Origin of the sequence: Pantoea sp. JK, assembly GCF_026130245.1 — a bacterium.
In the GTDB taxonomy this organism is placed as follows: Bacteria; Pseudomonadota; Gammaproteobacteria; order Enterobacterales; family Enterobacteriaceae; genus Pantoea; species Pantoea trifolii.
The window spans coordinates 17,137-43,147 of the sequence record NZ_JAINFN010000013.1 but is presented as its reverse complement, the minus strand read 5'-3'; the positions used below and the strand labels follow the sequence as shown (position 1 = coordinate 43,147).

Here is a 26,011-nt window from a genome sequence, read left to right as displayed (position 1 = left end):
TTGAATCGCAAAACGGAACGAACTGGGAGTTAACGATGCGCTACTTAACCGCCGTCGTCATTGCCTCAGCGATGGTTCTCAGTCACGCCAGCGCCGAAGCAGCAGACACGACGACGATTGACGAGATGCATCCGAACAGCGGATTGACGACAGGCAGTATGACGCAAAATCCGCAAAGCTACATGTTCGATGGCATTGAGCTGACTGAACAACAGCGGCAACAGATGCGAGACCTGATGCAGCAAGCGCGACACGAACGCCCAACAATCAGCGTTCAAGATATAGAAACTATGCATGACCTTGTCATTGCAGACAAATTTAACGAATCGGCTATTCGACAGCAGGCAGAGAAACAAGCCCGCGCAGCGATAGAACAGCAAGTCGAAATGGCTCGGGTTCGTAATCAGATGTACCACCTGTTAACGCCTGCACAGCAAGCGACATTGCAGAAAAATTATGAGCGACGATTGGCTGAAGTTCGTCGGCTCTCAGGATTGCAGCCATCATCACCGCTGCAAGCAGTGAGTAGTACCAGCAGTAACCAGTAACATAGTATCCCTGTTTTCCTTGCCATAGACACCATCCCTGTCTTCCCCCGCATGATGCGGGGGTTTTTTTTGCTTGTCATTTCTCTCTAACATCATTGTCTTAAAATTCAATCACGCAGCACACTTCTGCCGATGATAAACTTTAGCCATCTTGAGACCTAAAGGCCGCACCGATGAAGCGTGCGACCCGGCGAGGCATAGCATGGATTCTTCCTATGCAAAGTTAGTCAATCGGGCGGCGTTAGCGGCGACTACGCTGGCGACGCTGCTGTTAATCGTTAAAATTTTCGCCTGGTGGCATACCGGTTCAGTCAGCATGTTGGCGGCCTTAGTGGATTCATTGGTGGATATCGCCGCTTCTCTCACCAACTTGCTGGTGGTGCGCTATTCATTACAGCCGGCCGATGACGATCACACCTTCGGCCATGGTAAAGCCGAATCATTGGCCGCGCTGGCGCAGAGCATGTTTATCTCCGGCTCGGCGCTGTTTCTGTTTCTCACCGGTATTCAGCATCTGGCATCGCCAGAAACCTTACATGCGCCGCTGGTGGGCATTGTGGTGACGGTGATTGCGCTGTTTTCAACCCTGACATTGGTTGCCTTCCAGCGCTGGGTGGTGCGTCGCACGCGCAGCCAGGCGATTCGCGCAGACATGCTGCACTATCAATCTGATGTGGTGATGAACGGCGCAATATTGGTCGCCCTTGGTTTGAGCAGCTATGGTTTTGTACGGGCGGATGCATTGTTCGCGCTCGGCATCGGTGTTTACATTCTCTATAACGCCTTGCGGATGGGCTATGACGCGGTACAGGCGCTGCTAGACCGCGTACTGCCCGAGCATGAAACGCAGGAGATCATTAACGTGGTGACCAACTGGCCAGGCGTACGTGGCGCACATGCACTGCGCACGCGGCAATCGGGCCCGACGCGTTTTATCCAACTGCATCTTGAGATGGAAGATCAGTTGCCGCTGGTGCAGGCGCATCAGGTGGCCGATCAAATTGAGCAGGCATTACTGAAGAAGTTTCCCGGCTCAGACGTGATCATCCATCAAGATCCTTGCTCTGTTGTGCCGAGCAATCAGCACGGTTTTTTTCAAGGTTAGCGATTTAAAATCATGCAATTACACAAAAAAAATGACGTAACGCTAACAACTCTGTAAAAAATTAGCGAAAACTTGTCTGACCTGAATCAATTCAGCATCAAGCGTTTGATATACTATTTTGCAACTATTAAGCCATGCGATCGCGAGCTGGTCCACGCCGGACACATGGCAGGAATAATCCTTAGTTTTTGAACAATCCAGAGGTTGTCATGATCAAAAAAATCGGAGTACTGACCAGCGGCGGCGACGCCCCAGGCATGAACGCAGCCATTCGCGGAGTTGTACGTTCCGCGCTGAGTGAAGGACTGGAAGTTTTTGGTATTTACGACGGCTATCTGGGATTGTACGAAGATCGCATGATCAACCTCGACCGCTACAGCGTGTCAGACATGATCAACCGTGGCGGCACCTTCCTCGGTTCCGCACGCTTCCCAGAATTCCGCAACGATGAAGTGCGCCAGACCGCGATTGATAACATGAAAAAGCGCGGCATTGATGCGTTGGTCGTTATCGGCGGTGATGGTTCCTACATGGGTGCGAAGCGCCTGACCGAAATGGGCTTCCCGTGCATCGGCTTGCCGGGCACCATCGATAACGACGTAGCAGGCACCGATTACACCATCGGATACTTCACTGCATTGGAAACCGTGGTTGAAGCGATTGACCGCCTGCGCGACACCTCCTCTTCCCACCAGCGCATCTCCATCGTTGAAGTGATGGGCCGTTACTGCGGCGATTTAACCCTGGCGGCAGCGATTGCCGGCGGTTGTGAGTTCATCGTGCTGCCTGAAATCCCCTATACCCGCGAAGAGCTGGTTTCAGAGATCAAAGCGGGCATCGCCAAAGGCAAAAAACACGCCATCGTGGCGATTACCGAGCACATCTGCGATATCGACGATCTGGCGCACTTCATCGAAGCTGAAACCAAACGCGAAACCCGCGCCACCGTTCTCGGTCACATTCAGCGTGGCGGTGCACCTTGTGCCTATGACCGCATCCTGGCATCGCGCATGGGTTCTTACTCCATCGAGCTGCTACTGCAAGGTTATGGCGGCCGCTGCGTCGGCATTCAGAACGAGAAGATGGTGCATCACGACATCATCGACGCGATTGAAAATATGAAGCGTCCGTTCAAACGCGACTGGCTGGATACCGCCAAAAAACTTTACTAATTCCCTGTCAAGGCGCGACGCAACTCGCGCCTTTTTTATACCTGCTCATATTCCCTCCAGTTATAACAGCTTATTTTTAATTCTTTAATCCATGGATAAGTTTGTGTCAGTCTTGTTCTATAACGACCTCGGGAGAGCAAGCAATGAATAAGTGGAGTATTGGTGTCACCCTGTTACTGGCTTCAACCAGTGTTCTGGCAAAGGATATTCAGCTGTTAAACGTCTCTTACGATCCAACCCGTGAGCTGTACGAGCAGTACAACAAAGCGTTTAGCGCGCATTACAAGCAGGAGACCGGCGACAACGTGGTGATTCGCCAGTCGCACGGCGGTTCCGGTAAACAAGCGACCTCAGTGATCAATGGCATCCGTGCTGATGTGGTTACGCTGGCGCTGCAATCTGATGTCGATGCTATTGCTGACCGTGGTCGTATTAATAAAGACTGGATTAAACGCCTGCCGGACAACTCCGCGCCTTACACCTCGACCATCGTGTTCCTGGTGCGTAAAGGCAACCCGAAAGGCATTCATGATTGGCCGGATCTGATTAAACCGGGCGTTTCCGTCATCACACCAAACCCGAAAACGTCGGGCGGTGCGCGCTGGAACTATCTGGCTGCATGGGGTTGGGCGCTGGATCAGAACCATGGCGATCAGGCCAAAGCGCTGGCTTACGTCAAATCGCTGTTTAAGAACGTCGAAGTACAGGATTCGGGTGCACGTGGTGCGACTAACACCTTCGTTGAACGTGGCATTGGCGATGTGCTGATTGCGTGGGAAAACGAAGCCTATCTGGCGGTGGATAAGCTGGGTAAAGACAAGTTTGAAATCGTCACCCCAAGCGAATCGATTTTGGCCGAGCCAACGGTTTCAGTGGTGGATAAAGTGGTCGACGAGCAGGGCACCCGTAAAGTGGCCGAAGATTACCTCAAGTATCTCTACTCGCCGGAAGGCCAGACCATCGCGGCGGAGAATTTCTACCGTCCACGTGATGAAGCCGTTGCGAAGAAATTTGCCAATAAATTCGCCCCGGTAAAACTGTTCACTATCGACAGCAAATTTGGTGGCTGGACGCAAGCCCAGAAAACCCACTTCGCCGATGGCGGCAGCTACGACCAGGTGATGAAGCCATAACGCATAAAAAACGGCCAGCGAGAATGCTGGCCGTTTTGTTTTAGTCCGTGACTTTCATCACCTGCCAGGCGAGGATGCTGGCAGGTGATGAACAGAGGAATCGGGCTATGCAGGGCAGTCGTCGTACCCTGAAGTTACTTACCGCATTATTGGTGCTGTTGATTGTCGGACTGATCGCCGGCGCCATCCATTTCCATAAAAACTCCAACGTCTTGTGGCAGATTATCAGCGAAAAGTGCGTGCCTAACATGGCGGCGACGGGCAAACCCGCGCCATGTCAGCAGGTGAACAGCGCGCAGGGTTACGTCACGCTGAAAGATCTCAACGGTCCGTTACAGTATCTGCTGATACCGATCGAAAAAATTACCGGCATGGAAAGTCCGATCCTTCTTGAACCCGCAACGCCGAACCTGTTTGCCGAAGCCTGGCAGCAACGCACATTGCTGGCGCAGAAGCACGGCGCGCCGATTCCCGATAGCGCGCTGTCGCTGGCCATCAATGCGCAATATGGGCGTACGCAGAATCAGCTGCATATTCATATTTCCTGTCTGCGGCCAGATGTGCGTCAGCAGCTGGACGCGCTGGCTCCGAGGCTAAACGCGCAGTGGCACAGTGAAATGCTGCGTAAGCATCGTTATCTGGTGCGGTCGATTTCTGCGGCAGAACTGGCGCAGCAGAGTGCGTTTATCCACCTGGCGGATGAAGTGCCGCATGCGCGCACCGAGATGGGGAAATACGGGTTGGCGCTGGCACAATTGCCGGATGGCCGTTTAGCGCTGTTGGCGCTGGAGCGTAACTGGCTGAAATTAAACAGCGGCTCGGCGGAAGAGCTGCAGGATCATAACTGCAGCATATTGCCGCAATAACCCATCTTTCGTAGGGTTGCCATTTATGGCGACCAATAAAAAAGGCGGCTAATCAGCCGCCTTTTTCTGCATCGAAAACGCTGACTTACGCGTTTTTCGCTGCTGCTGCCGCTTTCACGATCACCGCAAATGCATCGGCTTTCAGTGAAGCGCCGCCAACCAGCGCGCCATCGATGTCTGGCTGGGTGAACAGCTCAGCGGCGTTTTTGTCGTTGACCGAGCCGCCGTACTGAATGATCACTTGCTGAGCGATAGCTGCATCTTTCTTCGCGATATGGTCACGAATGAATTTGTGCACCGCCTGAGCCTGCGCTGGAGTGGCTGATTTGCCGGTACCGATCGCCCAAACTGGCTCGTAAGCGATCACTGCGCCTTCGAACGCTGCAGCGCCCTGAGTTTCCAGCACGGCGTCGATCTGACGTGCGCACACCTCTTCCGTTTTGCCCGCTTCGTTTTCTGCGTCAGTTTCACCGATGCACAGAACCGGCACCAGGCCCGCTTCTTTCACAACGGCAAATTTCTTCGCGATGAACTCGTCGCTCTCTTTGTGATAGGTGCGGCGCTCAGAGTGGCCGATGATGATGTATTTCGCGCCAACGTCTTTCAACATGTCTGCGGAAGTTTCGCCAGTGAATGCGCCAGACAGATTAACGTCAACGTTCTGAGCACCCAGAGCAATGTGGCTACCGGAAATGGCGTGTTTCGCCAGGTCCAGATAGATGGCTGGCGGTGCAATCGCGACGCCACAACCATCAACGCCAGACAGCTCTTTGCGCAGGCCTTCAATCAGCTCTTTGGTGATCTGCTTGCTACCGTTCAGTTTCCAGTTACCCATAACCAGTGGATGTCGCATTCTTTCCTCCGCATAACGCGATTCATGAAATAGCGCTGCCATCGGGCAGCGATGTCTGCGAGACAGTATAGAGATCAAATTTGTTGCTGGCTTTGCTTTTCGTCATTTTTGCCGGTGCGATCAGGGCGTCGCGAGCGCCAGTTTTATCGGCTCAACGGCGAAGGTCAAACCCTTGTCACCGTTATCTGCCACCACGAAACGCAAGGCACCTTCGGTGCGGGCAAAATAGCGTGCACCTTTACCGGCGCTCAGCAAGGAATCGAGTTTTTTACGCCCATCTTCGGGCGATAAGCCGGGGATGAAGAAGCGCAGCAGGGCGGTCATATAATCCATGGCGCGTGCCTGCGCGGCTTTCATATCGGGGCCGGGAACCGGCAGCCAGGTGATTTGCAGGGTTTTGATTTTGCCGGTGCCTTGCTCTAGCGCCGTTGAGGCATACAGCGTTTCGCTGATTTTGCTGGCGGCACGCGTCAGATTGCTTTTATCGCCGCGACTATCAATAGCGCGATATTCCTGCAGCAATTCATTGGGATTGGCCGCGTTGTACTTCTCACGGAATTGAGCAACGGTCATATCGAACGTTGGCGCACCCGCGAGCAGATAGGGCGCAGCAGGCAGATGATCGCTACGATCTAACGCGGGGGCATCCTCCGCCCAGACGGGAAATGTCAGTGCGAGGCCAAGCAGCAGCGCGACTGGCAGGTTGTTCATTGCTTCGGCCCTAAATCATTCACTTAGCCCACGATTAGAACGGTTTTTACCGGGCAAAGTCAAAACCCACACTGGGAAAAATCTTACATTCTTTGTGCCGCGCCGATTACCAGTAATGTTCGCTGGTCATATGGCCGGGTTTACGTTTGAAATGTTTACGCATCTCACGCGTCTCTTTCAGTAACTGCTGGGTATCGCGCACCATCTGTGGATTGCCGCACAGCATCACATGGCTGGTTTCGGCCGTCAGCGGCAAGCCGACGGCTCGCTCCAGTTCTCCACCTTCAATCAGCTGCGGCACGCGACCGTGTAGCGAACCGGCGATCTCTTCCCGGCTAACTACTGTTTGAATGTGCAATTTGCCCTGATAGCGCTGCTGCAGTGCTTGCATTAAAGGCAGGAAGCTCAGGTCATCGGCGAAACGCGCGGCATGTACCAGCACAATGTTATCAAAACGATCCAGATCTTCGCCCTGTTGCAGAATCGATAAATAGGGGCCGATCGCCGTGCCGGTCGCCAGCATCCACAGCGTTTGGCAGTCTGGAATTTCGTCGAGCACAAAGAAACCCGCCGCCTCTTTGGTGATCATTACTTGCTCGCCGGGCTGCAACGCCTGCAAACGCGGACTTAGTTTACCTTCCGGCACCGTGACCAGATAAAACTCCAGCAGCGGATCCTGCGGCGCGTTGACGTATGAATAGGCGCGCTGCACGCGCTCACCGTCAATTTCCAGTGCCAGCTTGGCAAACTGTCCCGCCGCAAAGGTATCAATCGGTGCTTCGACGCGCAGGCTGAACAGTGCATCGGTCCAGTTTTTTACTTCTTTAACTTCAGCATTGATCCACTCAGCCATGCTAACTCCTTAATGTTGAATATTCAGGCACATGATTATCATCGTTATCCATCCGGCAAATTTCCAGCCTTGCCCCCAGCAAAGGGCTCTCAGCGACAAACGCAGCGCACAGATCAGCAACTGTAGCGGGCGGTTTACAATCTGGACTACCAACTTGACGGCTTAAGACATACAGCTTTGCCCGCGCCTCTCGATTTGTCACTGAATCCTGATATTTTTGCCGCCATAAATCCGAGGCGGCCTGTTTTGTGCTGCCTATCCTTTGTTTCTCAGGCAGACATTTTGTTCCATGTTGATAAGTAAAACGCAAAATCGCTTTCTGTTATTCATGCTGATCGTGCTGGTGGCGGTCGGGCAGATGGCGCAAACCATCTATGTGCCAGCGATGGCCAACATGGCCGAAACGCTCAATGTGCGCAGCGGCGCGATCCAGCAGGTGATGGCCGCCTATCTGATGACCTACGGCGGATCGCAGTTGATCTACGGCCCGCTCTCGGACAGTTTTGGCCGCCGTCCGGTGATCCTGATTGGCATGACGATCTTTGCCGTCGGCGCGTTGATCGCCATGTTCGCGCCCTCGCTCGATATTCTGGTGTTGGGCAGCGCGGTGCAAGGTTTAGGGACCGGCGTAGCGGGCGTGATGGCGCGCACCATGCCGCGCGATCTCTATTCCGGCATCGCTCTGCGCCAGGCGAACAGCCTGCTGAATATGGGCATTCTGGTGAGTCCGCTGCTGGCGCCGGTGATTGGTGCGCTGCTGACGCATCTGTTTGGCTGGCACGCCTGTTTCGCCTTCCTGCTGCTGCTGTGCGTCGGCGTCACCGTGTCGATGGCGCGCTGGCTGCCGGAAACGCGTCCTGTTGATACGCCCGCCACGCCGTTCCTGCGCCGTTATGCCACTTTGCTGAGCGACGGCAACTTCGTGCGTTATCTGCTGCTGCTGATTGGCGCGCTGGCCGGCATCGCGGTGTTTGAAGCCAGCTGCGGCGTGCTGATGGGCGGCGTATTGGGGCTGGATGGATTAACCGTCAGCATCCTGTTTATCCTGCCGATTCCGGCGGCGTTTTTTGGCGCCTGGTTTGCCGGACGCGAGCAAAAATCCTGGCACACGCTGATGTGGTACGGCGTGAACAGTTGCCTGTTAGCGGGCTTGTTAATGTGGGTGCCGGCTTGGTTTGGCGTAATGAACATCTGGACGTTGCTGGTGCCAGCTGCGCTGTTCTTCTTTGGCGCGGGCATGCTGTTTCCGCTGGCAACCTCGGGTGCGATGGAGCCGTATGCGTGGCTGGCGGGCAGCGCTGGTGCGTTGATCGGTGGTTTGCAGAACCTCGGTTCCGGCGTGGTGGCGTGGCTTTCTGCGCTGTTACCGCAGCACGATCAATCCAGCCTTGGCATGTTAATGTTCGTGACGTCGCTGGTGATGCTGCTGTGCTGGTGGCCGCTCTCTCGTCATCCAGAGAGCGGCAAGCAGGCGATTACAGGATAAATTGATGCAGCGCCGCGTCTTTGCGATCCAGATAGTGGATTGACTGGATGCGGCGAATAGTGCGCGATTTGCCGCGCACCAGCAGCGTTTCGCTGGTGGCGATGTTGCCGTTACGCGTGATGCCTTTCAGCAAATCGCCGGTGGTGATGCCGGTGGCAGCGAAGATAACGTTATCGTTGCGCGCCATCTGATCCAGCTTCAGCACCTGACCCGCTTCAATGCCCATCTCGGCGCAGCGTTGCAGTTCATTCTCGCCGAGGCGACGATTCTCTTCGCTATCGCCTTTCACTTCGTGACGCGCCAATAAACGCGCCTGCATGTCGCCGTCCATCGCGCGAATGACTGCCGCCGACACCACACCTTCCGGTGCGCCACCGATGCCGTACATCACATCCACTTCGCTATCCGGCATACAGGTCAGAATCGAGGCCGCGACATCGCCGTCCGGGAAGGAGAACACGCGCACGCCGAGCTGCTGCAGCTGGGCAATCACCGCATCGTGGCGTGGCTTGGCCAGAATCGACACCGTTAACTGGCTGAGCGGTTTGCCTAATGCCAGCGCGATGTTTTTCAGGTTAATGTCGAGCGGCAGATTGAGGTCAATGGCGCCACGTGCGCCCGGTCCAACAATCAGCTTTTCCATGTACATATCAGGTGCGTGCAGGAAGCTGCCTTTGTCTCCCACCGCCAGCACCGCTAGCGCATTGGCCTGGCCCATTGCCGTCATGCGCGTGCCTTCGATCGGATCAACCGCGATATCCACGGCGTCGCCACGGCCGGTACCGACTTTCTCACCGATATAAAGCATCGGAGCTTCGTCGATTTCGCCTTCGCCAATCACGATCTGGCCGTCGATATCGATGGTGTTGAGCATAATGCGCATGGCGTGAACGGCTGCGCCGTCGGCCGCATTTTTATCGCCGCGTCCTAACCAGTGATAGCCCGCTAATGCAGCGGCTTCGGTCACACGGGAAAATTCAATCGCGAGTTCTCGTTTCATGGTGGCACCTGATAAAAAACAGGCAGGTAGTTTAACACAGCGGGGAAACGTGGCAGGGGAAAAACCCGCGACAGGGCGCCGCGGGTTAGCAGGATTTTACTCTTCGTCTTCCCACGCTTTAGCGCGAGCGACCGCTTTCTTCCAGCCGGCGTAACGGACGTTACGTTCGGTGGTTTCGATGCTTGGGCGGAACTCACGCTCAATTACCGCTTTAGCGCGAACTTCTTCCAGATCGTTCCAGAAGCCGACCGCTAAGCCAGCCAGATACGCCGCACCCAGCGCCGTGACTTCACGCACTTCCGGACGCTCAACGCGCGTGCCGAGAATGTCAGACTGGAACTGCATCAGGAAGTTATTGGCAACCGCACCACCATCCACGCGCAGTGATTGCAGGCGGGTGCCCGCATCGTTCTGCATCGCTTCCAGTACGTCGCGCGTCTGGTAAGCAATCGACTCCAGCGTGGCACGGATGATGTGGTTCGCGTTCGCACCGCGCGTCAGACCGAAAATCGCGCCGCGTGCATACGGATCCCAATATGGCGCACCCAAACCGGTGAAGGCTGGCACCATATACACGCCGTTGGTGTCTTTCACTTTCAACGCGAAGTATTCAGAGTCGGTTGAATCGCTGATCAACTTCATCTCATCACGCAGCCATTGAATCGACGCACCACCGATAAACACCGCACCTTCCAGCGCATAGTTCACTTCGCCGCGTGGGCCGCACGCGATGGTGGTCAGCAGGCCATGCGTTGAGGTCACCGCTTCGGTGCCGGTGTTCATTAGCATGAAGCAGCCGGTGCCGTATGTGTTTTTCGCCATACCCGGTTGTACGCACAGCTGGCCATACAGCGCCGCTTGCTGGTCACCCGCGATACCGGCGATTGGAATACGCGTACCGCCTTTACCACCAATGTTGGTCTGGCCGTACACTTCAGAAGAGCCTTTCACTTCTGGCAGCATTTCACGCGGGATATCGAGGATCTCCAGCATGCGCTCATCCCACTCCAGCTTGTGGATGTTGTACATCATGGTACGTGAGGCGTTGGTGTGATCGGTGACGTGCACACGTCCCTGGGTCATTTTCCAAATCAACCAGCTATCAACGGTACCGAACAGCAGTTCGCCGCGTTTGGCACGGTCACGCGCGCCTTCCACATTATCCAGAATCCACTTCACCTTGGTGCCAGAGAAGTACGGGTTAATCACCAAACCGGTGGTGTGCTGGATGTACTCTTCCAGACCCTCTTTCTTCAGCTTATTACAGTAATCTGCGGTGCGTGGATCCTGCCAGACGATGGCGTTGTAAACCGGTTTGCCGGTCTCTTTATCCCACACGATGGCGGTTTCACGCTGGTTGGTGATACCAATCGCCGCGATTTGATCGGAGTTAATGTCGGCGTGAGCCAGCACTTCAACCAGCGTTGAGCTTTGTGACGCCCAGATATCCATTGGGTCATGTTCAACCCAACCCGCTTTCGGGTAGATCTGGGTAAATTCGCGCTGAGAAACCGCGACGATGTTGGCATCATGATCAAGCACCACGGCGCGTGAGCTGGTTGTGCCCTGATCGAGTGCAACTATATATTTTTTATCAGTAGTCATTGTGCTTTCCTGATGTGGTATCGACGAAACTTACGCTTTACGCTGCTGAGCGCGCGCAACCGGTTTTTCTGCTGTGCTGGCTTCCGCGACGTTAACTGGCAGATGGCGGCCAATCAGCGAACGGTAACCAAAGGCTCCGAGGCAAGCACCGACCAGCGGGCCAAAAATCGGAACCAGGAAGTAAGGAATATCTTTGCCACCGGTGAAGGCTACGTTGCCCCAGCCAGCGAAGAAGGCGAACAGTTTTGGACCGAAGTCACGCGCAGGGTTGAGTGCGAAGCCGGTCAGTGGACCCATTGAGCCACCGATTACCGCGACCAGTAAACCAATCAACAGGGGAGCCAGCGGACCACGCGGTACACCGTTGCCGTCATCGGTCAGCGCCATGATCACCGCCATTAATACCGCTGTAATCACCATCTCAACCAGGAACGCCTGAGCGACGCTGATGTGCGGGTTCGGGTAGGTAGAGAAGATACCGGCCAGATCGAGGCTTTCAACGCTGCCGCGCACCATTTGATGGCCTGCTTCGTAATCAAAGAACAGATTGTAGTAGAGACCGTAAACCAACGCGGCAGCGCAGAACGCGCCGGCAACCTGCGCCAGAATATAGGGAATAACTTTACGACCTTCGAAATTAGCGAACAGGCACAGCGCGACGGTAACGGCTGGGTTAAGATGCGCGCCAGAAACGCCTGCGCTGAGATAGACTGCCATGGAGACGGCTAAACCCCAGATAATACAAATTTCCCACTGACCGAATGACGCACCGGCCAGTTTCAGTGCAGCAACACAGCCTGCACCAAAGAAGATAATCAAACCTGTGCCGAGAAATTCAGCGATGCACTGACACTTTTAGTGTGTTAGTTGTCTGACTCATAATGGCATTCCTGAAGCGAGGTTAAATTTTATCAGTTTTTGTTCTCATCCATGAGTCGCCCAGCTATCAATGTAGGGTTGATGTGAATTTATCGTTAACGAGCATAAACGAGAAATAGCGAAATTGAAAACTGTGTACTCCATCATAAAAATGCGCGTTTTCGCGTCTTTTACGTTGCTTTAAGACCCATTTTTCCCGCTTTGCTGGTCGATGCTGATGTGATCGCGCACACAGATGCGCGAAGATGCGCATTTTTTTAGGCATAGACTGAAAAGTGTTACAGACTGCCCTCGCAAGCCTTGTGCCACTGGACTTGCTGGGTTTGGCTACATACAATCGAGTCATCGTGGCTGAGCGCACCATAATAAGGCATGCATTAGCCCTATCAACGCCTTGCAAGATTTAGGAGAGGTCAGAAAGATGTCATTTGAAGTGTTCGAGAAACTGGAAGCGAAAGTACAGCAGGCGATTGATACCATCACTCTGCTGCAGATGGAAATTGAAGAGCTGAAAGAGCAAAACAATACGCTGAAAAACGAAGTCAGCCAGGCTTCAGGCAACCAGGATGCGCTGGTGCGTGAAAATCAGCATCTGAAAGAAGAGCAGCATGTCTGGCAGGATCGTCTGCGGGCACTGCTGGGAAAAATGGAAGAAGTTTAAGCGTCGATGCTTAAACCAACGGGTGCCGCGGCACCCGTTTTTGTTGCGGCTTACTCGATGTCGAGTGCGTCTTCAGACAGGATGATGCCGGTATTGTCGGCATACAGATGGTCGCCAGAGAAGAAGGTCACGCCGCCGAAGTTAACGCGCACGTCACTTTCGCCAATGCCTTCACCCGCTGCGCCCACCGGAATCGCCGCAATCGCCTGAATGCCGATTTCCAGCTCTTCAAGATCGTCAACCTGACGCACCGAGCCGTAAACCACAATGCCTTCCCACTCATTTTGCGCCGCCAGACTTGCCAGCTGAGCATCGACCAGTGCGCGACGGACCGAACCGCCGCCATCCACCAGCAATACGCGACCCCGACCGTTCTCTTCCAGCAAATCGTAGAGTAAGCCGTTATCTTCGAAACATTTCACTGTGGTGATTTGACCACCGAATGAGCTGCGCCCACCAAAGTTCGAAAAAAGCGGTTCAACAACATTCACAGCTTCGTGGTAGATGTCACAGAGTTCAGATGTATCGTATTTCATGAGGGTTTTCGTCTGTTTGCCACAGGAGCGCTAAGTATATCGCTATCTGGCGATTGTTGGCAAAATCATCAACCGCCAAACAAAGCGTTGCATCAATATCCTGCGTAAAAAAAAGCCCGGCACAGTGGCCGGGCAGCGATTTCGCGGGTGAAGCTTACAGAATGAAGCGGCTGAGATCTTCGTCGGCCACCAGCTCATCCAGATGCTTACCAACGTACTCGGCATCGATAGTGATCGATTCACCGTTACGATCGCTGGCGTCATAGGAGATATCTTCCATCAGACGCTCCAGCACGGTATGCAGACGACGCGCACCGATGTTCTCGGTGGTTTCGTTCACCTGCCATGCGGCTTCGGCGATACGACGTACGGCGTCATCGGTGAAGTCGATATTGACTCCTTCGGTGCCCATCAATGCTTTGTACTGCACGGTAACCGAGGCGTTTGGCTCGGTCAGGATGCGCTCGAAGTCATTGACGGTCAGCGCCTGCAGCTCAACGCGAATCGGCAGACGACCTTGCAGTTCTGGGATCAGATCTGATGGGCTCGCGACCTGGAACGCGCCGGAAGCGATAAACAGAATGTGGTCGGTTTTCACCATGCCGTGCTTGGTGGAAACGGTGCAGCCTTCAACCAGCGGCAGCAGGTCGCGCTGTACGCCTTCGCGTGACACGTCTGGGCCGCCCGCATTCTGGCCGCCGCGCTTACAGATTTTGTCGATTTCATCAATGAACACGATACCGTGCTGCTCAACGGCATCGATGGCATCCTGCTTCAGCTCTTCCGGGTTCACCAGCTTGGCCGCTTCTTCTTCAATCAGCAGCTTCATGGCTTCTTTGATTTTCAGCTTACGCGGTTTCTGCTTCTGGCCACCGAGGTTCTGGAACATCGATTGCAGCTGGCTGGTCATCTCTTCCATGCCTGGAGGCGCCATGATTTCGACGCCAGCCGATGAAGCGGCCAAATCGATCTCAATCTCTTTGTCATCCAGCTGGCCTTCGCGCAGTTTCTTGCGGAAGGACTGACGCGCGGTTGATGGCTCAGCCGCTTGTTCAGCCTGGCCCCAGTTGTTTTTCGCGGGGGGGATCAGCACATCAAGGATGCGCTCTTCCGCCATCTCTTCCGCGCGGTATTTGTTCTTCTCGATCGCCTGGCTGCGCACCATCTTGATGGCAGAATCGGTCAGATCGCGAATGATGGAATCCACCTCTTTGCCGACATAACCCACTTCGGTGAATTTGGTGGCTTCCACTTTGATGAACGGTGCGTTCGCCAGTTTGGCTAAGCGACGGGCGATTTCGGTTTTACCGACGCCGGTAGGACCAATCATCAGAATGTTTTTCGGCGTCACTTCGTGGCGCAGCTCTTCGTCGAGCTGCATGCGGCGCCAGCGGTTACGCAGGGCGATCGCGACCGCCTTCTTTGCGCCGTCCTGGCCTATAATAAAGCGGTTAAGCTCGCTGACAATCTCGCGTGGAGTCATCTCAGACATGATGTTTAGTCCTTAGCCTTAGACGGTAATGCTTCGAAGTTAATATTGTGGTTGGTGTAGATACAGATATCGCCAGCGATGTTCAGCGCTTTCTCCACGATATCGTGCGCACCAATGTCGGTGTTTTCCAACAACGCGCGTGCCGCTGCCTGGGCGTAAGGCCCACCAGAACCAATTGCAATCAGATCATTTTCCGGCTGGATAACGTCGCCGTTGCCGCTGATGATTAATGAGGAGTTTTCGTCGGCCACCGCCAGCAGCGCTTCGAGGCGGCGCAGCATGCGATCGGTACGCCAATCTTTGGCCAGTTCGACCGCCGCTTTCACCAGATGGCCCTGGTGCATTTCCAGCTTGCGCTCAAACAGTTCAAACAGGGTGAAGGCATCTGCGGTACCGCCAGCAAAACCGGCGATCACTTTATCGTTGTAAAGACGACGGACTTTTTTAACGTTGCCTTTCATTACGGTATTGCCGAGCGTAGCCTGGCCATCACCGCCAATCACTACCTGGCCGTTGCGTCGTACACTTACTATTGTTGTCACGGGCAGACCCCTTGTTGCAGTAGAAAAGGAACTCCGCGCACTCGGCGCGGAGTATCATGCAACCAGATATGGGGTAGGAAAAAGGGGTTTCAACCCCCAGCATACCCTTCATCCTTCAAATTGCAGGCGCGTTGGCTACGTGCGCTCACCCCAATCACTTACTAAAGTAAGCTCAAGGGGATTCTCGCACTTGCCGCCTTCCTGCAATTTGAATTATTTAGGGTAAAGCGAGGGGAATACAACTTCCGTGGCCGGAACTGTGTAAGCGTTTGACTGTGCTGTCGGCGCTGCTGCGATCTTTGAACGGCCCGATCACCACGCGATTCCAGCCACCGCCGGTCGTAATGCGGCTCTCGAATCCTTCAAATGCCAGACCGGCGCGTACAGATTCCGCCTGATCGGTACCTTTGAACGATCCACACTGCACCATCCAGCGCTGTGAAGAGGCTTTCTCTTCGGTTTTCGCCTTGGCCGTTTCCTGCGGTTTGGTCTGTTGCGTTGGCTCACGCGTGATCGGCGCAGCTTGCTGTTGCTGCTGCTGACGCGCGGCCTGTTGTTGCTGCAACTGTTGCTGACGCTGCTGCTGTTGTAACTGTTGCTGCTGACGTTGCAACTGCTGCTGCTGTTGTTGCTGAACCTGCTGCTGTTGTTGAACCTGCTGACGCTGCAGCGTTTGCTGGCGCTGCGCCGGGGTTTGTTCGTTCCACGGCACTTCGTTCAACTGCGTCGGCTGCTGGCGCATATCGGCCTGCATCTGCTCCAGCAACTGGCGCTGTTCGTCGGTCAGCTGAGTTTGAGATTGCACGCCACCGGCCGAAGGCTCAGTCGGCGACGGAACGGTAATTTGGCGATTTTCCAGCTCTTTGATGTACTTCCAGCGCTCTTCCGGCTTCGGCGGCAGGCCGTTACCGTTGGCTTTGTGGTTTGGAATGACCTCAATCTCTTCTTTCTTATGATGCGAGATGAACCATAAACCACCGGCAAAGGTGACCAGCACGGCCACGGCCAGTACCATCATGAGCTTTGAAATGCCTGATCCGCCTTTGCTTTTCTTGCTGCGACTGGCGGGTTTTTTGCGACGCGTCCCTGTTGAACGCCCGCGGCCTACATAATCTTTCTGTGCCACTTTCGTTCTGCTACCCTTCAAAAAAATGCCAATGGGCATGTAAATGTGCTGTTAATTGCCCGGCAATGAATGCGCCATGTTACGCAAGGGCTGGAACTTTGACCAGCACAGTCTGCCTTCAGAATCCGCTGAAAATGCAGGCTTCTATGCGCTATTTTTCCCGTTTTGCTGCCGGTGCCGTGCTGCCGCGCACGCGTAGCTCCGCATCCAGCAGGCGCGAACCGTTATTCACGCGTTTACCCTGCAGCTCATCAAGTAATAGCAGCATGGCTTCACGACCGATGGCAAAGCGCGGTTGTGCCACCGTGGTCAGCGGCGGATCGTAGTATTGCGCCAGTTCGATATCATCAAAGCCCACTACTGACAGATCCTGTGGAATGCGCATGCCCAATTTGCGCGCCTGATTCATCGCGCCCAGCGCCATCAAGTCGCTATGACAGAAAATCGCCTTCGGCGGCTGCGTCAAACTCATTAGCTGCTTAAGCGCATTCGCGCCGGCTTCAAAGGTGAAGTCGCCGTGCACAATCATTGTCGGGTCGATGGCGATGCTGCTGCGACGCAGCGCCTGAATGTAGCCCTGCAAACGATATTGGCTCAGCGGAATATGTTCTGGCCCGGTGATGCAGGCGATTTGGCGATGACCGAGCTGCAGCAGGTGATTTACCGCTTCAAAAGCGGCGGTCAGGTTATCGATATGTACCGTTGGCAACGCCATTTCCGGCGCAAATTCGTTGCCCATTACCATCGGCGGCAGGTTGCGCTGATCTTCAATGCCCGCCTCAAATGGCAGCTGTGAACCCAACAGCACCATGCCGTCGATCTGGCGCGTCAGCATTAAATTCAGGAAGGTTTTTTCCTGTTTGTTCTGATGCGCGCAATCGCCAATCAGTACCAGATAACCTTCATGCGCGGCGGTGACTTCCACGCCGCGAATGATCTCACTGAAGAAGGGATCACAGATATCCGGCACAATCACCAGAATGGTTTGCGTTTCACCGCGTTTGGCATTGCGCGCTAACCCGTGCGGCGCATAACCCACGGCAATCACAGCTTTTTCGACTTTGAGTCGGGTCGCAGCAGAGACTTTTTCTGGATTCATCAACGCACGTGAAACCGTGGCGGTTGAAACGCCTGCTTTCTCGGCCACATCTTTCATGGTGGCGGCGGTGGAGGGTTGCTTCTGGTCCAACGTATAACTCCTGACGCGGTACAGCGCATTGATTTTCTGACATTACCGGGCTTCAACCGGGTCGGCACTATTGTTAACCCAAGGTCGCGCCGGGTTGTTACTTAATTTGCATAAAAATTGTGACTTGTGCGACTTTTTTCGATCTGGCTCGCAGATGTGGCGCGGCCTAGCTCTCGGTGGGATCGATATCCAGCGTCCATTTCACTTTGCGTGACGCGGGCAAGGTGGCGATCAGCGGCAGCGATCCGCTCAACAGCTGTTGCAGACGTTTGCGTGACGGATGCTGCAACAGCAGCTGCCAGCGCCAGCGTCCGCTGCGTTTCGGTGCCAATGCCGGAACCGGCCCCATCAGCCACATCGCTTCATCTTTTAGCGGGCTGGCTTCCAGTAAATTGCGCAGCTGAGTGAGGAATTCCGCCGCTTGTTGGTTATCCATATCTTCTGCGCGGAACAGCGCATGGCTGGTCCACGGTGGCAGCTGCACCGACTGACGCTCCAGCAGCGTTTGATCGGCAAAAGCGAAATAGCCGCGATGCAGCAACGTTTGCAGCAGCGGATGTTCCGGATGATGGGTTTGCAGCAATACTTCGCCCTGTTTACCGGCACGACCGGCGCGGCCCGCGACCTGCGTGTAAAGCTGAGCGAAGCGCTCGGCGGCACGGAAATCGGCGGAGAACAGCGCGCCATCGACATCCAGCAGCGACACCAGCGTGACATCTGGGAAGTGATGACCTTTCGCCAGCATTTGCGTGCCCACCAGAATGCGTGCGCCGCCGCGATGCACATCGGCCAGATGCTGCTCCAGCGCACCTTTACGGCTGGTGGTATCGCGATCGATGCGCGATACCGGCACGCCGGGGAACAGCGTGCCCAGCTGCTGTTCCAGCTGTTCGGTGCCGACGCCAACCGGCATCAAATGCGTCGAACCACAGCTCGGGCACTGATTCGGCAGCGGGCGCTGGCTATCACAATGGTGGCAGCGCAGCTGGCGATGATTCTGGTGCAGCGTGTAGTAGCTATCGCAGCGCTGGCACTCCGCCAGCCAACCGCAATCGTGGCACATCAGCGCCGGAGAGAAGCCACGGCGATTGAGGAACAGCAGAACCTGATTGTCAGCCTGTAGATGCTGACGCATTTTGCCGAGCAGCGCCGGTGCCAGCCCGCCTTTCAGCTGCTGGCCTTTAAGATCAATCAGCTGTTGCAATGCCGGTTTAGCATTGCCCGCGCGTTTGGTGAGATTGAGCTGGCGATATTTGCCGACGCGCACGTTGTGCAGCGTTTCCAGCGCGGGCGTGGCCGAACCCATCACAATCGGAATGTCTTCTTCATGGGCGCGGAACACCGCCAGATCGCGTGCCTGATAGCGCCAGCCTTCCTGCTGTTTGTACGAGCTGTCGTGCTCTTCATCAATAATGATGACGCCGGGACGCGCCAGCGGCGTGAATAGCGCCGAGCGTGTGCCGATAACAATCGCGGTTTCGCCGCTGCGCGCGCGCAGCCAGACGGCCAGGCGTTCGCTGTCATTCAGCGCTGAGTGCAGCACATCAATCGGCGCATCAAAGCGCTCGCGGAAGCGGGCGATGGTTTGCGGCGTCAGGCCGATTTCCGGCACCAGCACCAGCGCCTGTTTGCCGCGTGCCAGCACGTTCTCCAGTACGCTGAGATACACTTCGGTTTTACCCGAACCGGTAATGCCGGCCAGCAGCCACGGCGCATAGTGATCGTCTTCACTGCGCATCGCGCCCACCGCCATCGCCTGATCGGTATTCAGGCGCAGGCGATCACCTTTAACGGCAAAGCTGGTGCGCCAGTCGTGCATCTGCGGCGTATGTTCACGCAAATCGCACAAGCCTTTAGCGCGCAACGCTTGCAGCGCGGCATCGGTAAAATCGTGTTCGCTGACCTGATGACGATAGAGCGGTCGCTGACGCAGCATCGCCAGCGCTTGCTGCTGTTTCGGCGCGCGCTTCAGACTTTCCATCGCCACTTCACGGCCAGCATCATTTATCACCCATTGCCACAGCGGCGCTTCCTGCGCCGGTTTGCCTTGACGCAGCAGCACCGGCAGCGCATGGCTCAGCACTTCGCCGAGCGGCGAATGATAATAGTTGGCGGCCCAATGCAAAATGCGCCACAGGGCGGGCGAGAACAGACTTTGATCGTCGAGCACGCTTTCTATCTGCTTGAGCTGCGTCAGCGGCAGATCGCTGGTCTCGCGCGTGCCGACCACAATGCCGATCATTTTGCGATTGCCGAACGGCACATTCACGCGTGCGCCCGCCACCGGCTGCGGCGTATCGGCAGGCAGCAAGTAGTCAAACAGGCGAGGTAGCGGAACGGGCAGGGCAACCTGAACAACGGGCATCTGAATCTCTATCCAGTTCTGAATTAAGGAGAAGTAGTGTACACGCCTAATTAGGAAGCGGCTATTTGCTAAAACCGGTTAATTTCTGTATACTATGCCGCCTTCGATGAGATCGCTTGTCGGAGCATACACTTAATGTTCAACCGCGTGTGGTGCTGTGCAGGCTGAGCCTGGCACGGAGAGCGACACGGCCTTTTATGAGGTTCTCCCATGAAACAAGGTATTCACCCTAAGTACGAAGCAGTAACCATGACTTGCTCTTGCGGTAACGTGATCAACACCCGTTCAACCATGGCTTCTGGTCTGAACCTGGACGTGTGCGGCAAATGCCACCCGTTCTACACTGGTAAGCAGCGTATTGCTGACACCGGTGGCCGTGTAGATCGCTTCAACAAGCGTTTCAGCGTGCCAGCAAGCAAGAAATAAGATTTTTGGCCGTCGAATCTTCGCGATTCGGCAGCAAGAAAAAACCCAGCCTCGGCTGGGTTTTTTTATTTCTGGCTTCAGTATTCCCAGCTATCGGGATCGATGCCCATTTCACGCATAATCTGTTTTGCTTCTTCCGGAATCTCATCGCTGCGTTCTTTACGCAAATCGACATCGTTCGGCAGAGGCTGCCCGGTGAAAGCATGCAAAAAGGCTTCACACAGCAGTTCGCTGTTGGTGGCGTGACGCAGGTTGTTCACCTGACGGCGGGTGCGCTCATCCGTTAAAATCTTCAGCACTTTCAGCGGGATAGAAACTGTGATTTTCTTAACCTGCTCGCTCTTCTTGCCATGTTCAGCGTAAGGGCTGATATATTCGCCGTTCCATTCAGCCATGGGTTACCTTAATCAATAAAAGTTGAATATGGGGAAATCCGTTGATTATGCCCGATTTTTCGATGCCTGACCCCTTAAACCGCAGGTTTTATGCTTGAGCACCGCTTCTGTAAAGGAAAGCGCGCTGAACACCAGGCGATGACGGACAATTTTAGCGGTTATTGATGATTTGCTCAATCTATACGCAAAGACATTTAGATGTCCAGATGTATTGACGTCTATGTGCGGAATGTTATTCTGTTGCTCTTCTTTTTCTTCAGGAACAGTAAGCACCATGACGCGTAAACAGGCAACCATCGCAGTACGTAGCGGTTTGAATGATGACGAGCAATATGGCTGCGTTGTCCCACCGATTCATCTCTCCAGCACCTATAACTTCCTCGACTTCAATGAGCCGCGTGCGCATGACTATTCACGTCGTGGTAACCCAACGCGCGATGTGGTTCAGCGCGCGCTGGCAGAGCTGGAAGGTGGCGCAGGCGCGGTATTAACCAATACCGGCATGTCGGCGATTCATTTGGTGACAACTGTGTTCCTGAAGCCGGGCGATCTGCTGGTGGCGCCACACGACTGTTACGGCGGCAGCTATCGTCTGTTCGATAGCCTGAGCAAGCGCGGTGCGTATCGCGTTAAGTTCGTCGATCAAGGCGATAAAGCGGCACTGGACGCGGCATTAGCCGAAAAACCGAAACTGGTGCTGGTTGAAAGCCCAAGCAATCCACTGCTGCGTGTGGTCGATATCGCCAGCATTTGCGCCGCCGCGCGTGAAGCGGGCGCCATTAGCGTGGTGGACAACACCTTCCTCAGCCCGGCGTTGCAAAACCCGCTGGCGCTGGGCGCCGATCTGGTTGTTCACTCCTGCACCAAATACCTGAATGGTCACTCGGATGTGGTGGCGGGCGCGGTAATTTCGAAAGATCCGGCGATGGCCACCGATCTGGCGTGGTGGGCGAATAATATTGGTGTAACCGGCGCAGCGTTTGATAGCTACCTGCTGCTGCGCGGTCTCCGCACGCTGTCACCGCGTATCGCCGCAGCACAACGCAATGCATTGGCGATTGTTGATTACCTGAAGCAACAACCGCTGGTGAAAAAACTGTATCATCCGTCTCTGCCGGAAAATGCCGGTCATGAGTTCGCGGTACGTCAGCAGCGTGGCTTTGGTGCGATGTTGAGTTTTGAAATCGATGGCGATGAGGCTCGCCTGCGCCGCTTCCTGAAAGCGCTGCAGCTATTCACGCTGGCCGAATCGCTCGGCGGCGTAGAGAGTTTGATTTCGCATACCGCCACCATGACGCATGCCGGCATGTCTGCAGAAGCGCGCGCGGCAGCGGGAATTTCGGAAACACTGCTGCGTATTTCTGTTGGGATTGAAGATCACGAAGATTTAATCGCCGATCTGGATAATGCATTCCGGATCGCAGCCGAGGAGTAATCATGACGAGTTCAGTGGGCGCGGGAACGCCGATCAAGCAGTTGCATAAATTTGGTGGCAGTAGCCTGGCCGACGCACGTTGCTATCAGCGCGTGGCCAGCATCATGGCGGATTACAGCCAGCCAGGCGACTTAATGGTGGTCTCTGCCGCTGGCAGCACCACTAACCAGTTGATCAGCTGGCTGAAATTGAGCCAGAGCGATCGCTTATCTGCCCATCAGGTGCAACAGGCTTTACGGCGTTTTCACAGCGAGTTAATTGCTGCGCTGCTGCCTGCTGAATATGCCGAAACCCTGACGTCTTCCTTTATACGCGATCTGGAACGGTTGGCGGCGCTGCTCGACGGCAGCATCACCGATGCGGTGTATGCGGAAGTAGTGGGGCACGGTGAAATCTGGTCGGCGCGCTTGATGGCAGCGGTGCTGAGTCAGCGCGAGATCGAAGCCGCCTGGCTGGATGCGCGAGATTTCCTGCGCGCTGAACGTGCCGCGCAACCGCAGGTGGATGAAGGCAAATCCTGGCCGCTGCTGCAGGAGTTGTTAACACAGCATCCGCATAAGCGTTTGGTAGTGACCGGATTTATCAGCCGCAGTGAAGCGGGTGAAACCGTGCTGCTCGGTCGTAACGGCTCGGACTACTCGGCAACGCAGATTGGTGCGCTGGCGGGCGTGGGTCGCGTGACCATCTGGAGCGATGTGGCGGGCGTTTACAGCGCCGATCCGCGTAAAGTTTCTGATGCGTGTCTGCTGCCGCTGCTGCGTCTCGATGAAGCCAGCGAGCTGGCGCGTCTGGCTGCGCCGGTGCTGCACACCCGCACCTTGCAGCCGGTTTCCAACAGCGACATCGATTTGCAGCTGCGTTGCAGCTATCAACCGGAACAAGGCTCGACGCGTATTGAACGCGTGCTGGCATCTGGCACCGGCGCGCGAATCGTTACCAGCCACGATGATGTGTGTCTGGTGGAGATTCAAATCCCCGACAATCACGATTTCAAAACGCAGCAGAAAGAGATCGATCTGCTGCTGAAGCGCGCGCAGCTGCGTCCGCTGGCGATCGGCGTGCATCCCGATCGTCGCCTGCTGCAGCTGTGTTACACCTCGGAAGTGGTGAATAGCGCCTTCAACCTATTGCAGGATGCCGCACTGCCGGGCCATCTGCAGCTGCGCGACGGCTTAGCGCTGGTGGCGCTGGTGGGCGCAGGCGTGACGCGTAATCCGCTGCACAGCCACCGCTTCTGGCAGCAGATCAAAGATCAGCCGGTGGAGTTTGTCTGGCAATCCGAAGATCACATCAGCATCGTGGCGGTACTGCGCGTCGGCCCGACGCAGCACCTGATTCAGGGACTGCATCAGTCGCTGTTCCGCGCAGAAAAACGCATCGGTTTGATGTTGTTCGGCAAAGGCAACATCGGTTCACGCTGGCTGGAGCTGTTTGCCCGCGAGCAGGAAACATTGTCGGCGCGTACGGGATTTGAGTTTGTGCTGGCGGGCGTCGCAGACAGCAGCCGCAGTTTGCTAAGTTACGACGGTCTGGAAGCCAGCCGCGCATTGGCGTTTTTTGATGATGAAGCGGTAGAGCGTGATGAAGAGTCGCTTTTCCTGTGGATGCGTGCGCACCCGTTCGATGATTTAGTGGTGCTGGACGTCACCGCCAGCGAGCAGCTGGCGCAGCAGTATCACGATTTCGCCAGCCACGGCTTCCACGTCATCAGTGCCAACAAGGTTGCCGGTGCGTCGAGCGGCAAGAGCTGGCGTCAGGTGCGTGATGCTTTCGCCAAAACCGGTCGTCACTGGCTGTATAACGCCACCGTCGGTGCCGGTTTGCCGGTCAATCACACGGTGCGCGATTTGCGCGAAAGCGGCGATAGCATTCTGGCGATCAGCGGTATTTTCTCCGGCACGCTCTCCTGGCTGTTCCTGCAATTTGATGGCACGGTGCCGTTTAGTGAGCTGGTCGATCAGGCGTGGCAGCAAGGCCTGACCGAACCGGACCCGCGCGTTGATTTGTCCGGGCAGGACGTGATGCGCAAGCTGGTGATTCTGGCGCGTGAAGCGGGCTACGACATCGAGCCGGATCAGGTGCGAGTCGAATCGCTGGTGCCGGCGATTTGCGACGGTGAGTCGATTGATCACTTCTTTGAAAACGCTGACGAACTGAATGACCAGATGCTGCAGCGTCTGGAAGCAGCGCAGGAGATGGGCTTAGTGCTGCGTTACGTAGCGCGTTTCGATGCCAATGGCAAAGCGCGCGTCGGCGTGGAAGCGGTACGTCCCGAGCATCCGCTGGCCGCGTTGCTGCCGTGCGATAACGTGTTTGCCATTGAAAGCCGCTGGTACCGCGATAATCCGCTGGTGATTCGCGGACCGGGCGCAGGCCGTGATGTTACGGCGGGCGCGCTGCAATCGGATATCAACCGCCTCGCACAGCTGCTGTAATCTGCCTCACTCTGCAGACGGCATCAGCCGTCTGCACTCTTCACCTTCTCCCGCGTATCATGAAACGCTTTCACCTTGATTGAAGATTTGTCACGCCCGTACATTAATTTTCTGTTGACGCTGGCGCGCGAATCGTTCATTTTGTGCATCTGGACGTCTAAACGTATGGATGTTCGAAGGCCGCAAAATAATCGATATGTGATGACGAGGTAATTAGGATGAGTTTCTTTCACGCCAATCAACGCGAAGCGTTGAACCAGAGCCTGGCTGAGCTGAACGGGCAAATTAATGTCTCTTTCGAATTTTTCCCGCCACGCACCAGTGAAATGGAAGAAACCCTGTGGAGCTCAATCGATCGACTGAGCAGCCTTAAGCCGAAATTCGTCTCCGTCACCTACGGTGCCAACTCGGGCGAGCGCGACCGTACGCACAGCATCATTAAAGGCATTAAAGATCGCACCGGTCTGGAAGCGGCACCGCATCTGACCTGTATCGATGCCACGCGTGATGAGCTGCGCGCTATCGCACGTGATTACTGGAATAGCGGCATTCGCCATATCGTGGCACTGCGCGGTGATTTACCGCCGGGCAGCGGCAAGCCGGAAATGTACGGTTCGGATTTAGTTGAACTGCTGAAAGATGTCGGCGATTTCGATATCTCGGTGGCGGCCTACCCGGAAGTGCATCCCGAAGCGAAAAGCGCACAGGCCGATTTGATCAACCTGAAGCGTAAAATAGATGCCGGTGCTAACCGCGCCATCACCCAATTCTTCTTCGATGTGGAAAGCTACCTGCGCTTCCGCGACCGCTGTGTCGCAACCGGTATCGACGTGGAAATCGTGCCAGGTATTTTGCCGGTCTCTAACTTTAAACAGCTACAACGCTTCGCCACCATGACCAATGTGCGTGTGCCGGGCTGGATGAGTGCAATGTTTGAAGGTCTGGATAACGATCCGGAAACGCGCAAAATGGTGGGTGCCAGCGTCGCTATGGACATGGTGAAAATCCTGTCGCGGGAAGGGGTGAAGGATTTCCATTTCTATACGCTGAATCGCGCCGAATTGAGTTACGCGATTTGCCACACGCTGGGCGTGCGTCCGGCGATTGGGGGTTAATGCCCTCACCCTAACCCTCTCCCGCAAGCGGGCGAGGTAATGTTTAGGTGGGGAAATGTTGTAACATCTGTGCTTGATCGGTC

At 55.3% G+C, this 26,011-nt stretch carries 23 protein-coding genes and 1 pseudogene; 11 read left to right on the top strand and 13 right to left on the bottom strand.

The genetic code is table 11. From position 1 onward, the window contains the following. The first annotated feature begins 35 nt into the window (after nt 1-35). The 5 genes from cpxP (at nt 36) to PanJK_RS22125 (ending at nt 4,824) form a co-directional block, all read left to right on the top strand. Nucleotides 36-548, top strand: a complete 513-nt coding sequence (gene cpxP / locus PanJK_RS22145; protein ID WP_008109700.1) for a cell-envelope stress modulator CpxP — start codon at nt 36-38, stop codon at nt 546-548. A 202-nt stretch (nt 549-750) separates the two neighbouring features. After that, the gene (gene fieF / locus PanJK_RS22140; protein WP_008109699.1) at nt 751-1,653 is read left to right on the top strand and encodes a CDF family cation-efflux transporter FieF; all 903 of its coding nucleotides are present in this window, start codon (nt 751-753) and stop codon (nt 1,651-1,653) included. A gap of 209 nt (nt 1,654-1,862) precedes the next feature. Continuing rightward, nucleotides 1,863-2,825, top strand: a complete 963-nt coding sequence (gene pfkA, locus PanJK_RS22135) for a 6-phosphofructokinase (RefSeq protein WP_007885343.1) — start codon at nt 1,863-1,865, stop codon at nt 2,823-2,825. A gap of 143 nt (nt 2,826-2,968) precedes the next feature. Continuing rightward, complete coding sequence (locus tag PanJK_RS22130; RefSeq protein ID WP_061720313.1) at nt 2,969-3,958, top strand: sulfate ABC transporter substrate-binding protein; 990 nt, start codon at nt 2,969-2,971, stop codon at nt 3,956-3,958. A gap of 107 nt (nt 3,959-4,065) precedes the next feature. After that, nucleotides 4,066-4,824, top strand: a complete 759-nt coding sequence (locus tag PanJK_RS22125) for a CDP-diacylglycerol diphosphatase (RefSeq protein ID WP_265303020.1) — start codon at nt 4,066-4,068, stop codon at nt 4,822-4,824. Nucleotides 4,825-4,909: 85 nt separating this feature from the next. On the opposite strand, the gene tpiA is transcribed toward PanJK_RS22125, so the two are convergent. From tpiA to fpr, 3 genes are all read right to left on the bottom strand, one after another. Continuing rightward, nucleotides 4,910-5,677 carry a triose-phosphate isomerase gene (gene tpiA / locus PanJK_RS22120; RefSeq protein WP_008109693.1) on the bottom strand — a complete coding sequence of 256 codons (768 nt, stop codon included), beginning with the start codon at nt 5,675-5,677 and terminating at the stop codon, nt 4,910-4,912. Nucleotides 5,678-5,797: 120 nt separating this feature from the next. Next, nucleotides 5,798-6,388, bottom strand: coding sequence for a YiiQ family protein (locus tag PanJK_RS22115; protein WP_265303017.1), 591 nt, complete (start codon nt 6,386-6,388; stop codon nt 5,798-5,800). A gap of 106 nt (nt 6,389-6,494) precedes the next feature. Then, a complete protein-coding gene (gene fpr / locus PanJK_RS22110; protein ID WP_265303016.1) occupies nt 6,495-7,241 on the bottom strand; it encodes a ferredoxin--NADP(+) reductase in 747 nt (248 codons plus the stop codon). A gap of 289 nt (nt 7,242-7,530) precedes the next feature. Between fpr and emrD the strand changes: the two genes are divergently transcribed. Then, the gene (gene emrD, locus PanJK_RS22105; protein ID WP_321161867.1) at nt 7,531-8,727 is read left to right on the top strand and encodes a multidrug efflux MFS transporter EmrD; all 1,197 of its coding nucleotides are present in this window, start codon (nt 7,531-7,533) and stop codon (nt 8,725-8,727) included. On the opposite strand, the gene glpX is transcribed toward emrD, so the two are convergent. The 3 genes and pseudogenes from glpX to PanJK_RS22090 form a co-directional block, all read right to left on the bottom strand. Beyond that, a complete protein-coding gene (glpX, locus tag PanJK_RS22100) occupies nt 8,717-9,727 on the bottom strand; it encodes a class II fructose-bisphosphatase (protein WP_008109685.1) in 1,011 nt (336 codons plus the stop codon). The genes emrD and glpX overlap by 11 nt on opposite strands. Nucleotides 9,728-9,823: 96 nt before the next feature. Then, nucleotides 9,824-11,332 carry a glycerol kinase GlpK gene (gene glpK, locus PanJK_RS22095; protein WP_265303005.1) on the bottom strand — a complete coding sequence of 503 codons (1,509 nt, stop codon included), beginning with the start codon at nt 11,330-11,332 and terminating at the stop codon, nt 9,824-9,826. Between the two features lie 30 nt (nt 11,333-11,362). After that, nucleotides 11,363-12,212: pseudogene (locus tag PanJK_RS22090) on the bottom strand (MIP/aquaporin family protein). Between the two features lie 420 nt (nt 12,213-12,632). On the opposite strand from PanJK_RS22090, the gene zapB reads away from it, so the two are divergent. Continuing rightward, the gene (gene zapB, locus PanJK_RS22085) at nt 12,633-12,872 is read left to right on the top strand and encodes a cell division protein ZapB (RefSeq protein WP_007885384.1); all 240 of its coding nucleotides are present in this window, start codon (nt 12,633-12,635) and stop codon (nt 12,870-12,872) included. Nucleotides 12,873-12,922: 50 nt separating this feature from the next. On the opposite strand, the gene rraA is transcribed toward zapB, so the two are convergent. From rraA to priA, 6 genes are all read right to left on the bottom strand, one after another. Beyond that, nucleotides 12,923-13,408: a ribonuclease E activity regulator RraA gene (gene rraA / locus PanJK_RS22080; RefSeq protein ID WP_061720294.1), complete on the bottom strand. Its 486-nt coding sequence runs from the start codon at nt 13,406-13,408 to the stop codon at nt 12,923-12,925. Nucleotides 13,409-13,562: 154 nt separating this feature from the next. Continuing rightward, a complete protein-coding gene (gene hslU / locus PanJK_RS22075; protein WP_008109676.1) occupies nt 13,563-14,900 on the bottom strand; it encodes an HslU--HslV peptidase ATPase subunit in 1,338 nt (445 codons plus the stop codon). Nucleotides 14,901-14,905: 5 nt separating this feature from the next. Continuing rightward, nucleotides 14,906-15,442 (bottom strand): ATP-dependent protease subunit HslV, encoded by a 537-nt coding sequence (hslV, locus tag PanJK_RS22070; RefSeq protein WP_008109674.1) that lies wholly within the window; start codon nt 15,440-15,442, stop codon nt 14,906-14,908. Nucleotides 15,443-15,659: 217 nt separating this feature from the next. Further along, nucleotides 15,660-16,568 (bottom strand): cell division protein FtsN, encoded by a 909-nt coding sequence (gene ftsN, locus PanJK_RS22065; protein WP_265302998.1) that lies wholly within the window; start codon nt 16,566-16,568, stop codon nt 15,660-15,662. 151 nt (nt 16,569-16,719) lie between these two features. After that, nucleotides 16,720-17,757, bottom strand: coding sequence for a DNA-binding transcriptional regulator CytR (gene cytR, locus PanJK_RS22060; protein WP_265302996.1), 1,038 nt, complete (start codon nt 17,755-17,757; stop codon nt 16,720-16,722). A 166-nt stretch (nt 17,758-17,923) separates the two neighbouring features. Then, entirely contained in the window at nt 17,924-20,122 is a 2,199-nt protein-coding gene (gene priA, locus PanJK_RS22055) for a primosomal protein N' (protein WP_265302994.1), read from the bottom strand. A gap of 210 nt (nt 20,123-20,332) precedes the next feature. On the opposite strand from priA, the gene rpmE reads away from it, so the two are divergent. Further along, nucleotides 20,333-20,548 (top strand): 50S ribosomal protein L31, encoded by a 216-nt coding sequence (gene rpmE / locus PanJK_RS22050; protein WP_007885402.1) that lies wholly within the window; start codon nt 20,333-20,335, stop codon nt 20,546-20,548. Between the two features lie 77 nt (nt 20,549-20,625). Here rpmE and metJ read toward each other — a convergent pair whose 3' ends face one another. Continuing rightward, nucleotides 20,626-20,943, bottom strand: coding sequence for a met regulon transcriptional regulator MetJ (gene metJ, locus PanJK_RS22045; RefSeq protein WP_007885403.1), 318 nt, complete (start codon nt 20,941-20,943; stop codon nt 20,626-20,628). Between the two features lie 274 nt (nt 20,944-21,217). Here metJ and metB point away from each other — a divergent pair, with 274 nt between their 5' ends. The 3 genes from metB to metF all read left to right on the top strand — a co-directional run bounded on the left by metB (nt 21,218) and on the right by metF (nt 25,928). After that, nucleotides 21,218-22,378: a cystathionine gamma-synthase gene (metB, locus tag PanJK_RS22040; protein ID WP_265302986.1), complete on the top strand. Its 1,161-nt coding sequence runs from the start codon at nt 21,218-21,220 to the stop codon at nt 22,376-22,378. A 2-nt stretch (nt 22,379-22,380) separates the two neighbouring features. Continuing rightward, complete coding sequence (locus PanJK_RS22035) at nt 22,381-24,813, top strand: bifunctional aspartate kinase/homoserine dehydrogenase II (protein ID WP_265302984.1); 2,433 nt, start codon at nt 22,381-22,383, stop codon at nt 24,811-24,813. A gap of 218 nt (nt 24,814-25,031) precedes the next feature. Beyond that, nucleotides 25,032-25,928, top strand: coding sequence for a methylenetetrahydrofolate reductase (gene metF, locus PanJK_RS22030; RefSeq protein WP_256697811.1), 897 nt, complete (start codon nt 25,032-25,034; stop codon nt 25,926-25,928). The last annotated feature ends 83 nt before the right edge of the window (nt 25,929-26,011 follow it).